13 protein-coding genes are annotated in these 14,100 nt (G+C 37.7%); 4 read left to right on the plus strand and 9 right to left on the minus strand.

Annotation, left to right across the window (positions count from 1 at the left end):
• The first annotated feature begins 193 nt into the window (after positions 1-193).
• The gene (locus tag ACN6NE_RS04435) at positions 194-1,579 is read left to right on the plus strand and encodes a protoporphyrinogen oxidase (RefSeq protein ID WP_474324710.1); all 1,386 of its coding nucleotides are present in this window, start codon (positions 194-196) and stop codon (positions 1,577-1,579) included.
• Positions 1,580-2,053: 474 nt separating this feature from the next.
• Here ACN6NE_RS04435 and ACN6NE_RS04440 read toward each other — a convergent pair whose 3' ends face one another.
• From ACN6NE_RS04440 to ACN6NE_RS04455, 4 genes are all read right to left on the minus strand, one after another.
• Entirely contained in the window at positions 2,054-2,905 is an 852-nt protein-coding gene (locus ACN6NE_RS04440; RefSeq protein WP_474324711.1) for a VOC family protein, read from the minus strand.
• A gap of 208 nt (positions 2,906-3,113) precedes the next feature.
• Positions 3,114-4,052: an MBL fold metallo-hydrolase gene (locus ACN6NE_RS04445; RefSeq protein WP_474324712.1), complete on the minus strand. Its 939-nt coding sequence runs from the start codon at positions 4,050-4,052 to the stop codon at positions 3,114-3,116.
• 24 nt (positions 4,053-4,076) lie between these two features.
• Positions 4,077-5,003 carry a DMT family transporter gene (locus ACN6NE_RS04450; RefSeq protein ID WP_129704250.1) on the minus strand — a complete coding sequence of 309 codons (927 nt, stop codon included), beginning with the start codon at positions 5,001-5,003 and terminating at the stop codon, positions 4,077-4,079.
• Entirely contained in the window at positions 5,000-5,482 is a 483-nt protein-coding gene (locus ACN6NE_RS04455) for a GNAT family N-acetyltransferase (protein WP_129704252.1), read from the minus strand. The genes ACN6NE_RS04450 and ACN6NE_RS04455 overlap by 4 nt, the downstream gene beginning before the upstream one ends.
• Positions 5,483-5,702: 220 nt before the next feature.
• Here ACN6NE_RS04455 and ACN6NE_RS04460 point away from each other — a divergent pair, with 220 nt between their 5' ends.
• Both ACN6NE_RS04460 and ACN6NE_RS04465 read left to right on the plus strand, forming a co-directional pair.
• Positions 5,703-6,323, plus strand: coding sequence for a LysE family translocator (locus ACN6NE_RS04460; RefSeq protein WP_013058667.1), 621 nt, complete (start codon positions 5,703-5,705; stop codon positions 6,321-6,323).
• A gap of 277 nt (positions 6,324-6,600) precedes the next feature.
• Positions 6,601-8,034 carry an alanine/glycine:cation symporter family protein gene (locus ACN6NE_RS04465; protein WP_129704254.1) on the plus strand — a complete coding sequence of 478 codons (1,434 nt, stop codon included), beginning with the start codon at positions 6,601-6,603 and terminating at the stop codon, positions 8,032-8,034.
• A gap of 63 nt (positions 8,035-8,097) precedes the next feature.
• Here the strand turns inward: ACN6NE_RS04465 and ACN6NE_RS04470 are convergent, their stop codons facing one another.
• On the minus strand, positions 8,098-8,550 hold the full coding sequence (locus ACN6NE_RS04470) for a CBO0543 family protein (RefSeq protein ID WP_129704256.1): 453 nt from the start codon (positions 8,548-8,550) through the stop codon (positions 8,098-8,100).
• Between the two features lie 163 nt (positions 8,551-8,713).
• The gene (locus tag ACN6NE_RS04475) at positions 8,714-9,679 is read right to left on the minus strand and encodes a bile acid:sodium symporter family protein (RefSeq protein ID WP_474324713.1); all 966 of its coding nucleotides are present in this window, start codon (positions 9,677-9,679) and stop codon (positions 8,714-8,716) included.
• A gap of 291 nt (positions 9,680-9,970) precedes the next feature.
• Here ACN6NE_RS04475 and ACN6NE_RS04480 point away from each other — a divergent pair, with 291 nt between their 5' ends.
• On the plus strand, positions 9,971-11,077 hold the full coding sequence (locus tag ACN6NE_RS04480; RefSeq protein ID WP_129704260.1) for a mechanosensitive ion channel family protein: 1,107 nt from the start codon (positions 9,971-9,973) through the stop codon (positions 11,075-11,077).
• Positions 11,078-11,118: 41 nt separating this feature from the next.
• On the opposite strand, the gene safA is transcribed toward ACN6NE_RS04480, so the two are convergent.
• The 3 genes from safA to ACN6NE_RS04495 all read right to left on the minus strand — a co-directional run bounded on the left by safA (position 11,119) and on the right by ACN6NE_RS04495 (position 14,088).
• Positions 11,119-11,742, minus strand: coding sequence for a SafA/ExsA family spore coat assembly protein (gene safA / locus ACN6NE_RS04485; RefSeq protein ID WP_129704262.1), 624 nt, complete (start codon positions 11,740-11,742; stop codon positions 11,119-11,121).
• Positions 11,743-11,880: 138 nt separating this feature from the next.
• Entirely contained in the window at positions 11,881-13,245 is a 1,365-nt protein-coding gene (locus ACN6NE_RS04490) for a hemolysin family protein (protein ID WP_205654842.1), read from the minus strand.
• A 612-nt stretch (positions 13,246-13,857) separates the two neighbouring features.
• Entirely contained in the window at positions 13,858-14,088 is a 231-nt protein-coding gene (locus tag ACN6NE_RS04495; RefSeq protein WP_129704264.1) for a YuzI family membrane protein, read from the minus strand.
• Between the last annotated feature and the right edge of the window lie 12 nt (positions 14,089-14,100).

Here is a 14,100-nt window from a genome sequence, read left to right on the forward strand (position 1 = left end):
TCTCAGTCATTTTCTCTACGTGTATGAGCTTTTATTTTATGTAATTTCAAAATATCTAATCGTATAGTTTCAATATTTCTTTTCGTGTTTGCACACACTATGTTCACAATCAATTCATTACACTTTTCCTAGTCATAATGGTATGATTTTCGTATATTACAGACTAATTGTTGAAAATGTAGGAGTGAATACTTTGAAAACGGTCGCTGTTATTGGAGGAGGAATTACGGGCTTAACCACTCTGTACTATTTGCAGAAACTAAAACGAGAACGTAATCTCCCGCTTAAATTATTATTACTAGAGAAACATGCCCATTTAGGAGGAAAAATCAATACGCGTGAAGCTGGGGAATTTATCATGGAAATAGGGGCGGATTCTATTGTAGCTCGAAAAGAAAACGTTATGCCTCTGCTAGAAGAGCTGTACTTAACAAACGATTTAGTATATAACGAAACGGGCAAATCGTTTATTTACTCTGCTAATGAGCTGCTTCCAATTCCTGAAGATACCATGTTCGGTATTCCAACAAGCGTGGAATCTCTTTTTAAAAGCGAGCTGATTTCTTCAAAAGCTAAAATTACAGCTTTAAAAGACTTAATCACTAAAAATACAACGTTTACGAAAGACAGCTCAATTGGACTCTTTTTAAAACATTTTTTAGGAGAAGAGCTAGTAGAAAAGCAAATTGCACCTATTTTATCCGGCGTCTACTCTGGGGATTTAGACAAACTCACTATTTCTTCGACTCTCCCGTATCTGCTCGACTACAAAAACACGTACGGCAGCATCATCAAAGGAATGGGAGCCAATGAAAAAAAATTTAAAACGGCAGGAAATAAAAAATTCATTTCGTTTAAACAAGGTTTATCAACGATTATTCACCGCTTAGAAGAAGAGCTTTCTGATGTAACGATTTTAAAAGATACGCCAACCACCAGCATAAAACGGGACGGTGAGCGCTACCAAATCAGTACGCCGGGGCAAGCCCATTCAGCGGATTACGTGGTGTTAGCTACACCGCACACGGCTGCTAAGCACCTGTTGAACGATCCCGAATTAAACGAAGACTTTGAGCAGTTAAAAGATTCTTCTCTCATTAGCGTGTACATCGGCTATGACGTTCCAGACGAATGCCTTCCCGCTGAAGGCACCGGGTTTATTGCATCTCAATCAAGCAACTTAATCGCCAATGCCTGCACGTGGACGAGCAAAAAATGGGCTCACACTTCTAAGCGAGAGAATTTGTTAGTTCGCCTGTTTTATAAAAGCACGAGTCACCACTTTGACAGCCTGCGGACGATGTCAAAAGAAGAGCTGCTAGCAGTGGCGCAAAAGGACATTGAAAACAGCTTAGGAATCAAAGAGCAGCCTATTGAAAGCGACGTAACCAATTGGGATAAATTGATGCCTACCTATCACCTTAAACACGGTGAACTCGTACGCAGCTTGACTCAAAAATTGCACGACAAGCACCCCGCTATTACATTAGCCGGCTGTTCTTACTATGGAGTAGGCATTGCAGCGTGTATAACAAACGGCAAACAAACGGCTGAAGCTATCTTTCAACAGTTGACTTAAATAAGGTTTGAAAACAATAAAAGGCCTGAAAATAAATATATTATTTTCAGGCCTTTTATTACCTTTTCGTTAGCATATAAAGCTACTTTCCTTACTATTAACAACTCTTTTATCGCTTTTCTTTTTGCAAAGCAGCAGTAGCAAACAATACAAGATAGCGCTCGTCTGAAGTTAATCTAAGCCAATGTTTCACTTTATATCTCACAGGTTTCCGCTCCCTTCTTTCAAGGTTTTATATGAAAAGACTTTATATAAAGATTCAATAACGATAAGAAATGATGCTTGATATGTATTTTATTCCCACGCCCGCTTGTTTACAAACTTTTTTAAACGTAAGACTCTTCGTTTATTTCCCTGAAAATAACACCGTTTTCGCCATTATCATCTTACTATTTGAGAAAAAAGTGTACATTTCTTTCCTATTTTGACGAACATTGCGATAAATAAAAGCTGCCATTTGCGGCAGCTTTTATTTTAAAGGACTAATCTAATTATATTGCCTGATGGATCTTTTGTGATGAAGTCTTGTTTTTCTTTAGACACAGCTGCTCCACTTTCACGAAGCTGATTTATTGCTTGCTCCCTTGCTTCTTCAGCTGGAAAAACAAGTGTAAATGACTCTAAACCAGCGCTGCTTTCAAGAGGACTAGGCGCTCCAATTCCATTCCAAACGTTTAATCCGATGTGATGATGATAGCGCCCAGTTGAAATGAACAATGCTTGATTATGGTAATTGCTCACAACCTCAAAACCTAATCCATTTCGATAAAAGTTTTCCGTTTGCCCTAATTCAGAAACGTGAAGGTGAATATGTCCCATTAAGGTAGCTGAAGGTAATCCTGTCCATGGTTTACCGTTTCCTTCAGCTAATATCGCTTCCGCATCTAAAGGTTTTGTAGCCATTACTACTTCACTGTCATTCCATTCCCATGTACTTGACGGACGATCTCGATAAATCTCTATGCCGTTTCCATCTGGATCTGCCAAGTACAGCGCTTCGCTCACTAGATGATCAGACGCCCCTTGAAGCGGATAACCGCTATTTAACAAATGCTGCAGTATACTTCCTAAATCAGAACGAGTTGGCAACAATAGTGCAAAATGATATAAGCCTGTTGTACGAGGCTGTTTTGCTGTAACGTTTTCCGGCTGTTCAATCGATAACAGCGCCGTGCGTCCATCAGCTGTTAACAGAGCTTTGTTCTCTTTTCTCCCTAAAAGTTTAAACCCGATTATTTGCTGATAAAAAGCAAGTGAACGCTCTAAATTTTCTACTTTTAAATTTACTTTCCCAACAAATACATGAGGTGCACGGTGAAAGTTCATGATTATTTCTCCTTTTAATTTTAAATATATCATTTTTTAATTAACTTACTTTATGTAACTTATTATATTTTTATAACTCTATTTCGTCAAGTTATTTATTTTACTATCATAACTTAAAGCTTATAGCACTGCACAACCAATTGAATAAGCCCGCCTGCTCATAACCTAGTATGAACAGGCGGGCTTATTTATCTTTAGGCATAAACTATCAAAACATTTCTCTGCTTTTGCGTTTGACATTTCCATTAACAAAATACTGTATTCTCTCTTTTTGCTCATTTGTTGGCTTTTTATACGTTTCACATTCAAACTGAAAACATGCTTTTTCTAAATCGACTTCATTTCCTACAATTTCTCCAACCGCACTCAATTGGTTTAAATCTCGCCAAAGTTCCTCAGGAGTTTCAGGATCAAAATGAGATGAGAGATAATACTGCGCATCATATTTTTTAAGCTCTCTCTGAATCCGCTCAAAGTCTTCTTTATCATAACTCCAGTCACCGCTATAAAAATCTGGGCATAGACAATCACCTAAAAACAGGACTTTTTCTTGGGGTATGTAGACAATGGACGAGTCCTGCGCGTGTACTCCTCCAATATGCTGAATGCAACAAGTGATTCCACCTAGGTCAACTTCCATATGATGATGAAACGTTACGTCCGGCTCCTGTAAAATTAACGTCTCTCGACTCGGCATTTCTTTCTTTATCATATCCCGGCAAAATTCGATTTCCTCCCCCTCCTGAACGCGTTTATCCAAGGAATCATCGTCCCAGCGCAGTGTCTTTAAATAGGCCAGCTTTTTCTTTGTTAAATGATGGCTGATTGTATACTTATTCATTGCATGAATGCCGAATGTATGATCCCAGTGCCAATGCGTAATAGCTACTCCTTTGATTGGAGGGACGCCCATTTTTTCCACTTCTTCTAAAAATAATGATGCATGTGCAGGGGAATTCCCGGCATCTACGATGAAACTATACTTCTCCCCGCATATAAGCCCGAGCACCGGCCGATCCGTTTCTTCAGAATGAGGAAAGTAATAAACGTAATCCGTTAGTTTTTTCAGCATATTTACACCCGCTTTATGTAGTTTAATAAAAGCCTCTTTACCAAATGGTAAATAATGATAAATAAACTGTATCATACTCGATGCTGCTTGCCTATCCAATTAGCTGATATTGGGCTTTTCTTGAGGAGCCATGACTTTTTCCGGCTCTGCTGCTTTGTACTTTAAGAAGATCATCACACTAATCATCACAATCATTCCTCCCACTAGCTGAGAAACAGTTGTCATTTCTCCAAGCAAGAAATAAGCGAGAATGATGGCACCAATTGGCTCTCCTAAAATAGCCATTGAAATCGTTGTAGCACCTACGTACTTTAACAGCCAGTTAAATAAGGCATGACCAAAAATATTAGGAATAAGCGCTAAAAGCAAAAAGATCCACCAATCTTTTGTGTCATACTGAGTCAACGATACGTTTGTACAAATATTGTAGACAAATAGAACCAGGCCACCGATTAAAAAAACGGCGAAGCTATAGATGATTGAAGGCATTTTCCTGCATAATTCTTGTCCCGCCAGCATATGAACAGAAACAGCTACTGTACCTAAAATAGAAAGTAAGTCTCCGTAAAGAGCCGTTTTGGATACTCCGATATCTCCCGATGCGATAATCACCGAGCCGCTAACAGCAATTAAAATGCTGATGATTCCTACTTTGCTTGTTTTTTCTTTAAATAAAAAATAAGCTCCTATCACTACGAAGACAGGCTCAAGCGCGGTCAAAATCATAGCACTAGCAACTGTTGTATGGGAAAAAGACTCCATCCAAAACAGAAAGTGAAGCCCTAAAAACACGCCTGATACAGCTAGCATTAGCCATTCTTTTATCGTGCTGTTTTTAAAAAGAATTTTCATTTTCCTCCATGGTAAAAACGGTAAAAATAAAAGGACCGTAAACAGCAGTCTATACATTCCTAAAATAGAAGCAGGCGCCTCCGACCATTTAATTAAAATAGAAGAAAAAGAAACGGCTAATACACCGATTAAAAGAACGACAGGAGGCGGTAAAGAAAGAGTTGATTTATTCATGCCATTACTCCTTTTAGAATCTCTTTTTTCATATTTACTACGGGAATATCCACTCCGTCTCTATGTACGATTTCTTTTTCCTCTATGTAAAAGCCGATTGATTCATACAAAGCTATATTACGAGAAACACTCATTCTCACCTTGCATGATAAACTTTCCTTGCCACACTCTTTGGCGTACGTTTCTAACCATTGAATAAGCTGTTTAGCCATTCCTTTTCCTTGAAAAGCAGGAATAACAGACAGGCGGTAAAAATATAAGCTTGTTTCTTCTAGCTTAAAACGCGCCATCGCTACCGGCTTATTTTCGACGTATAAAATGACAGCTTCTTTTCCGTGCTTTAACGATTGCATAATAGATTCTATCGTTTCATCAAGAGCACTGGACGGTGGGACAGAATCGCGATATACGGAGAAGGCTTGAAGCATAAGATCGTGAACTGTAGCAGCGTCCTCCGGCTGTGCTAAACAGTACTTCATAAATTTTACCCTCTTTCTATAAAAATTAAGTATATCGAATTATTATACAACACCACCTATTTTTTTCCTACATCTTTTATTGATTTTTATTAGGAGAAATAACCTCTTTTTATGCTTTTATGCCTTCTTAACTTTACTCCATTAATCTATTAATTCATTAACACACACTCTTGATAACATTTTGTCGAAATGGTTAAAATTCTGTTGGGAGGGAATCATCATGACATTTTCTTGGCTTATACCTTACATAGCCGTGTCACTTATCATTGTCTTAATACCAGGACAAGACATGATTTTTGTAATGACACAAAGTATTGCTTCAGGCGTCAAAGCAGGCATCAAAACCGTATTGGGATCTATTACGGGAACATTTGTACATACTCTTTTAGCCGCAGTGGGGCTATCTATTATCTTTCAAAAATCAATTATAGCCTTTACGATTCTAAAGGTTGTAGGCGTTCTGTACCTGCTGTTTTTAGCATACCAATCGTTTCGCGAAAAAAGCGGTCCGTTGGAATTAACAGAAAACGTTCAGCAGCACCATCACTTTAGAAAAGGATTCGTTAGCAACTTAACCAATCCAAAAGTAGCTATTTTCTTCATCACGTTCTTACCGCAGTTTGTTAATTCGTCTCTTGGACATGTAAGTTTGCAGATGATTTTGTTCGGTATCATCTTTATCGCCGAAACGCTCATCATCTTTTCACTTATCGCGCTATTTGCTTCTGGCCTTGGGAAAAAAGTCAAAAAAAGCCGTATCTTTCAGCACACATTAAAATATGTAAAAGGAACGGTTTTTGGCGTACTTGGCCTAAAACTTTTATTTTCTAGCAACAATTAAGTAAAACAAAATGAACTTTCTTTCATCCCTGCTGTTATCGCCTTTTCATACCCGCTTCATTTGTCATATCACCCTATTTTTCCATGTGAGGTTAGTTGACAAAAGACCAAAATTATTATTTTATATATATATAAGGTTCAGATTTAGCAACAAGATTCGACAAGGATAATGAAGAAAAACAGCGGGGAAATAGGGAGATCTATCTAAATAGAGGGAAAATTCTATAAATTCAAGTTTTTTATTATTATTCTACTATAATCCATGAAGAGGTGAAACTATGCAAGAAGTAGTTCAAGGTTTTGTTAGTTCAATTAACGAATTTCTTTGGTCCTACTTACTGATTGCGATGCTGATTGCATTTGGTTTGTTTTTTACATTCAGGTCAAAGTTTTTACAAATTCGGTTATTAAGAGAAATGATTCGTGTATTAAAAGAAGGTGCGGATAGCTCTTCTAAAGACGGAATTTCGCCATTCCAAGCGTTCTGTATCAGTATGGCAGCCCGCGTTGGTACGGGGAACATTACAGGTATTGCGATTGCGATCGCTTTAGGGGGACCTGGTGCTGTATTTTGGATGTGGGTGCTTGCCGTTATTGGCTCAGCTTCAGCATTTATCGAAAGTACGTTAGCACAAATATACAAAGTAAAAGACAAAGACGGCGGCTTCCGAGGCGGACCGGCTTACTATATGGAAAAAGGGTTAAAAAAGCGCTGGATGGGCGGACTGTTTGCTGTCTTAATCACTTTATCATTCGGCTTAATTTTTAATGCTGTACAATCGAATACGATTACCCTTGCGTTTGAAAATGCATTCGGAACAAATCGTTTAGTGTTAGGCATTATTATGACAGTAGCTTTCGCTGCCATTATTTTTGGCGGAGTTAAGCGTATTGCAAAAATGTCAGAATACATTGTTGTAGTACTAGCTGTTGCCTACATTGCAGTAGCACTCTTCATTATTATTATGAACATTCAAGAGATGCCTTCTCTTATTGCGTTAATCGTTAAAAATGCATTTGGTTTCGATCAAATTGCCGGCGGTTCTCTTGGAGCAGCTCTTATGCAAGGAATTAAACGCGGATTATTCTCAAACGAAGCTGGTATGGGTAGTGCGCCAAATGCAGCCGCAGCTGCAACAACAAGCCACCCGGTAAAACAAGGATTAATTCAAGCATTTGGTGTATTAACAGATACGCTTATTATTTGCAGCAGTACTGCCTTTATCATTTTGCTTTCAGGTACTTATACAAATAAAAATTTAAGCGGTATTGAGTTAACACAAGCTGCTTTAAGCACTCACATTGGTTCTTGGGCAACAGGTGCTCTTGCAATTATGATTTTCCTATTTGCTTTTAGTACATTAATTGGTAACTACTACTACGGAGAAACAAATATTGAGTTCTTGAACAAAAATAAAGCTTGGCTGATGACTTATCGTGTTGCTGTTCTTGTAATGATTGTATTCGGTTCTATTTCTCAAATTCAGCTTGTATGGGACTTAGCAGACCTGTTTATGGGCTTTATGGTAGTAGTCAACTTAATCGCCATTCTCTTGCTCTCGAAAGTGGCCTTTGCTGCACTCAAAGATTATCTTGCCCAAAAGAAAGCTGGAAAAGACCCTGTCTTCTATCAAGACAGCATTTCTGGACTTGATAATATTGATGCATGGGATCAGTCGAAAGATAAATCTAGCTCGAAAGAAGCGATTTAACAAAAAAAGCCGTGAATATTCACGGCTTTTTTTATTGCGCATATTTACTTCTTTTTCTTCCTTCTAATGAAGCAGCCTGAGCCTCACTAAATACCTATAGTACACGTAAATCACGCTGTAAGGAATCCAGTAGGAAAAAAATGTCCAGCCGAGATTCCATCCGTTTCCGTATATAACTCTTTCCATATGCACATATGTTTCTTCTAAAAAGGTTGTAAACAGCGCAATAAGAAAAATAAAAAAATGAGGCTTTCCAATTCGCTGGATTAAAAAAATCATATAGCTGGCCAATACAGGATAGACGCCTAAGTTAAAAGGCAGCGCTTCTAATGCTTCATTTTCTAAAGAAGTGCGGAGCTTCCAAAAGCCATAATAGCTCCCTAATTCATTAATAACGATTGCTAAAATACAAAAAGCAGTTCCTACTAAAGGCAGTAAACGACGATTTTTAGGATGTAAATAGAGTGTGCCAAAAACCCAAGGTAAAACAAACGCCAGCGCTATATTGATAAGCAAAAATATCCGACCTTTTTCTTTCAAGTATGCCACACCGTTCCTTTTTCTAATCATCTCCATCTCGTTATCTTGAACGCAGCAAGCGTACAAGCACCTTATCTCTCCTCATTAAAACAGAGTGCTTACTTTATGATTACTGTGGTTCATCCCTTACTTCTTCCATTTATTTTAATGAAACAAATTCAGCGTCTTTTTTCTGGTAATAGTTTTGAACTAAACGCCCTGATAAAGCAGCTAATACCTGCTGAAATAACATCCCCAACACAACCGGTACAGCAACGGGAGCTGGAAAATAAGATACAGCTAATACGGCTCCGGCGCTAATATTTCTCATGCCTCCGCAAAACGTAAGCGTCACAACTTTTGCTCGGTCCCATCTTAGCCATTTGCCAATCATCCAGCTGAAGAAATAACCAGCTGAACTCATTAAAAAGACGATCACGATAATAAACAGCAGCTTTTTATCAATATGTTTTAAATAAGGTGCAATCACTCCCCCGTTTATCATAACCATCACACTTAACCCTATTTTCGACACAGGTGCCAGCTTTGGTCCTAATGTCTGCTTAATTGTTCCTTTTGTATATTGATTTAAGCACATGCCTAACAAAGATGGAAGGACAATCATAAAACATAAATCTTTGACTAGCTTTAGCGCTTCCAAATGCACGGTGTCTCCAACCACCCATAAAAGCGTATAAGGAACGATAAGCGGTGCCAAAAGAGTATCAATTAAAATAATGGATAGCGCAAGAGGAATGCTTCCTTTGTAAATCGAGACCCATATAAAACTAGTCACTCCTGTGGGAATAATCGCTGCTAGCAAAAGACCCGTGCTTGTAAATACATCATGTGGAAAAATCACTTGGCCAACGCTCCAAGCCCACGCTGGCATAAAAATATGTAAAACAAACAGGGCCATAATGATTGGAAATGGACGGTGTATCGTAGCATTTAACTGGTGAAAGTTTGAATTCAAACTTCCGGCAAACGTCATTAATGCAAAAAGCCATGGAATTAAGAAGGTATACTGACTTAATGACGAATCGATAAGAACTCCTATGAGCAAGCTGACAGGCGTAATAAACGGCATCAATTTTTCTAGCATTCTATTTAATTGACTTAACAAAGCTTCTCCCTCCAACGAACGTTTTAAATAAATAATAAGATAAATTAACGTTTATAATATCACCTATTTATTATACAACTTATTTTCAGACTATTGTCTGTCTCTTTTACTAAAAAGAGATATATTCATAATTATCACTTAAATAGATTTACAGGTATTTTTGTGCTATTTTAATAGGGAAGAAGCTTTTAAAAAGCATGAATTTAGGGTAAAGAACACTCTACATAGAAATGCTTTCAATCGACGGATATAAATGGACTGTAGCACAGTTTTGTTAATTAGGAGGATTGTATGGATTTTTTGAAGTCTCTGTCATCGTTAGATGATTGGAAAAAAATCGTGATTGCGATTGGGATCTTTTTGATCTTTTTAATTCTTCGCAAGCTTTTCACGACTTATTTGTTTAAGTTTATTATTGGTTTTGTCAAAAATAAAAAAATCAATTTAATTACGAGCGTTTTAGAAGCTTTTGAAAAGCCGCTTCGCTGGATTTTTGTCATTATTGGTTTCAAGCTTGCTCTTCCCTATCTTCCCTTTGATGTTTTAACAGCCGACACGGAAAGACATTTAGTTCGTTCAGCTTCTGTTGGCCTTGCAGGATGGGGCTTGTATAATTTAGCTGCTTCTACCAATTTATTTTTTGCAACATTTGCCAAAAATTTTGATATCCAAGTGGATCGAATCATTATTCCTTTTATTGAAAAGTTCATCCGCATCGTTGTTGTTATGCTTTCTATCTCCATCATCGCAGAAGAATGGGGTTTTAACGTAAACGGCTTTGTAGCGGGTCTTGGCTTAGGTGGTCTTGCTTTTGCCCTAGCCGCAAAAGACACCGTTAGTAATTTATTCGGTGGAATTGTAATTATTACCGAAAAGCCTTTTACCATTGGAGATTGGATTAAAACACCGAGTGTTGAAGGCGTTGTAGAAGATATTACGTTTCGAAGCACCAAAATTCGAACGTTCGCTCAAGCAGTCGTAACGGTTCCAAATGCTACTCTTTCTAATGAACCTATTATTAACTGGGCTAAAATGGGGAAACGTCAAATTGCCTTTCATTTAAACTTGAATTATAATACACCAAAAGAAAAGTTAGAAACCGTAGTGGCAAGAATTAAAAAGATGCTGACTGAGCACGAAGAAATTCACAATGAAACGATTCTTGTTAACTTTGACGGTTTCTATGAATCTAGTCTAAATATCTATCTGTATTTCTTTACAAATACAACCGTTTTTGCTGATTATCTAGATGTAAAAGAAAATATAAATTTCGAAATTATGGACATTCTTGAAGAAGAAGGCGTAGAATTTGCTTTCCCTACGCGCACACTCATCGTTGAGCAGGATGGAAAGCTTTCTGGCAATCCAAAAGAATTTCTAGAAAGTGCTCGAAGCTAAAAAAAAGCTGACTTAGTAGTCAGCTTTTTTTCCTTTCTTTTTTAGTTTGAAATGAACATTTGAGTCCAGTAATGGCCGTAGCTTCCGCCTTTAGCGTAACCTACTCCGATTTCCGTAAATTGACTCGATAGTATGTTTTTACGGTGACCTTCGCTATTCATCCATGCGTTAACCACTTCTTTTGGAGTTGCTTGTCCAGCAGCGATATTTTCACCTGCTGTACTGTATGTAATGCCAAAGTTTTTCATCATGTCGAACGGACTTCCATATGTAGGCGATGTATGACTGAAATAATTTTTATCAATCATATCCTGCGATTTATAGCGAGCAACGCGAGCTACTTCCCAATTAGACTTTAAAGGCTTAAGTCCTACTTTAGCACGTTCTTGATTCACTAGCTGAACCACTTGCTCTTCGTATGAACTTCCTACTTTATCGGTTGGAATAGTAATTTTCTGTCCCGGATAGATCGAATTAGGATTTTTAATAGCAGAATTCGCTTCAATCAGCTCGGAAACGCCAACCTGATATTTTACTGCTATTTTCCACATCGTATCTCCCGATTGAACGGTATGTACAGTTGCTGCTTGCGCAGTGTTATTAAGACCAAAAGCTAGAGTGACAGACAACAGTGTTACTAATAAAAGTTTTGATAGAGTTTTCATACTTTTATTAAAGCAAATTGATTTCAAGATTCATAGCGGTAATATTATCCCTTAGTTCCATCATATGACTTTGTCATCTTCCCCGCACACTTTTCTATAACAAAAAGACGCACTGCTCTTTCGCAATGCGCCTTCTTATTATGAAGATAAAGCCTGTGACTGGTTCATGTCCGACACATTAACCGCTTCATCTGTGCTTTGATGCACCTGACGTTTTTTGATCACATCAATATATTGAATGTGATGGCCTTCCATTTTCGTAACGGTAAAGTCATACTGATCAAAGGTAAGTCGTTCTCCTTGCTTGACGTCATATTTCTCCGTCAAGACCCAGCCTCCAATTGTATCAACATCCGTATCATCAATTGTTGTGCCAAGCAGCTCGTTAAGCTCACTTACCAATAATTTTCCATCTACAATATAATGATCGGGTTTGACTTTCTGAATTAATGGAAGTTCATCCGCATCAAATTCATCACGAATTTCACCGACAATTTCCTCTAAAATATCCTCTACTGTTACAATCCCTGCAGTTCCACCGTATTCATCAATTAAAATAGCCATATGGATGCGTTCACGCTGCATCTTAAGCAATAAATCATGAATAGGAATCGATTCAATTACTTCAATAACAGGACGGATATACTGTTTTAAATCTATTTTTTCCTTGCTGTTGTTCATGACAATCTCGGTTAAAATCTCTTTCATATTGACCATTCCAATAATATGGTCTTTATCTCCATCGATGACCGGATAGCGGGTAAACCGCTCTTCTTGGACCATCTCAAGGATGTATTCGACCGTATCTTCCTGGTCAATCGAAACGACTTCCGTACGCGGCACCATAATCTCCTTGGCAACGCGATCATCAAAGTCAAAAATTTTACTTACATATTTAAACTCCGATTGATTGATTTCACCGCTTTTATAGCTTTCTGATAACAAGATGCGAAGCTCTTCTTCACTGTGTGCAAGCTCATTTTCTGAAGCAGGCTTTAGACCAAATAACCCTGTTATTAAACGAGAAGAACTGTTTAATAGCCAAATGAAAGGATAGGTTACTTTATAAAAGAGTATAAGCGGACGAACAAATAATAAAGTGACTTTCTCTGCTTTTTGAATTGCAAATGTTTTCGGAGCAAGCTCTCCGACCACAACGTTTATAAATGTAACAACCGCAAAAGAAATCGCAACAGATAGTACTTTTGTTAAAGCTCCGCTTATCCCTAGTTGATCAAGTAATGGTGAGAGGAGATGCGAAAGTGTAGGCTCTCCTAACCAACCAATTCCCAGCGCAGTAATCGTAATACCAAGCTGACACGCAGATAAGTATTCATCTAAATTTGAAATAACTTGCTTCGCAGCTTTTGCATTGCTGCTCCCTTCTGCTATAAGCTGATCCACTTTGGAACTCCTCACGCGAATAATCGCAAACTCGGTAGCAACGAAAAAAGCAGTTAATGCAATCAGTACCGCTAGTAAAATCAAGTTAAATATGTCCAATCAAGTTCCTTAGCTCGTTTAAAAACGAGTAAGGACTCACCTCCTAAAAAATAAAAAATTTGGATAAAGAACTCTATCCCTGTACTGATCACTTGGAAAAGTGCATATAAGGAGGAATCACATGATAAATGTATAAACATTTTTATATGGAGCAAAACTGCCAGTCTTTCTTCCTTATCTCACGTTTCACCCGTTAATGTAGCAGGTCATTCTTTATTCAGCTGTTCTAGATGTGAAGCAATGGCTCACATCGCTTCATTTCATGATGTTGCTTCAGCGCTGATTCTCTCTTCCATTCATTTATAAAAAATTTAGTAGTTTACAATCTTTATAAAGTTAAAGTCTGTTAACGTCTTAAAAGAGCGATTATGTGATAAAGAGCGATATGCGTGAAGCAAATGTAGGTTTATATAATACTGTATTGTACGCTTTGACACTGGTGCATATAATGCTACTTCGCCAACGTGGTACACTGCCCCATCCAATCACCTCTATTTCCGTATATCTAAAAAGAATAAGGAATAATTATCCTATTTCTTTTTAAACTTATTGACTTTATTTTAAATGTTAAAAACTTTGCAGTCAAACGTTTTAGTTAGTCTCCTGCCCTTGCTATTTACTGGTGCGGCAATTTTTAGCAGGTAAATAAAAGCTTGCTGCTACACAAAAAAAACCAAGGACAAAACAGATAATGGGGAGTTTCATACCTATCGCTTCAGCATAATAAGTGAGACTCCTTCCGTAAATAGGGACAAGATTCATTTCAAAAATCAAAGTCAAAACAGCTGTCACTTTGAGTGCAATACCAACAACGAAGAGACAAACTCTCAAGCCTACACTCATATGCAAAAACAT

This window comes from Priestia sp. 53B2, assembly GCF_056099005.1.

Bases quoted from the DNA above. Each gene is read 5' to 3' on its own strand.
- ACN6NE_RS04440 (WP_474324711.1), bottom strand. From the start codon at position 2,905: ATGAACTTTCACCGTGCACCTCATGTATTTGTTGGGAAAGTAAATTTA.
- ACN6NE_RS04445 (WP_474324712.1), bottom strand. From the start codon at position 4,052: ATGATACAGTTTATTTATCATTATTTACCATTTGGTAAAGAGGCTTTT.
- ACN6NE_RS04450 (WP_129704250.1), bottom strand. From the start codon at position 5,003: ATGAATAAATCAACTCTTTCTTTACCGCCTCCTGTCGTTCTTTTAATC.
- ACN6NE_RS04455 (WP_129704252.1), bottom strand. From the start codon at position 5,482: ATGAAGTACTGTTTAGCACAGCCGGAGGACGCTGCTACAGTTCACGAT.
- ACN6NE_RS04460 (WP_013058667.1), top strand. From the start codon at position 5,703: ATGACATTTTCTTGGCTTATACCTTACATAGCCGTGTCACTTATCATT.
- ACN6NE_RS04465 (WP_129704254.1), top strand. From the start codon at position 6,601: ATGCAAGAAGTAGTTCAAGGTTTTGTTAGTTCAATTAACGAATTTCTT.
- ACN6NE_RS04480 (WP_129704260.1), top strand. From the start codon at position 9,971: ATGGATTTTTTGAAGTCTCTGTCATCGTTAGATGATTGGAAAAAAATC.
- safA (WP_129704262.1), bottom strand. From the start codon at position 11,742: ATGAAAACTCTATCAAAACTTTTATTAGTAACACTGTTGTCTGTCACT.
- ACN6NE_RS04495 (WP_129704264.1), bottom strand. From the start codon at position 14,088: ATGAGTGTAGGCTTGAGAGTTTGTCTCTTCGTTGTTGGTATTGCACTC.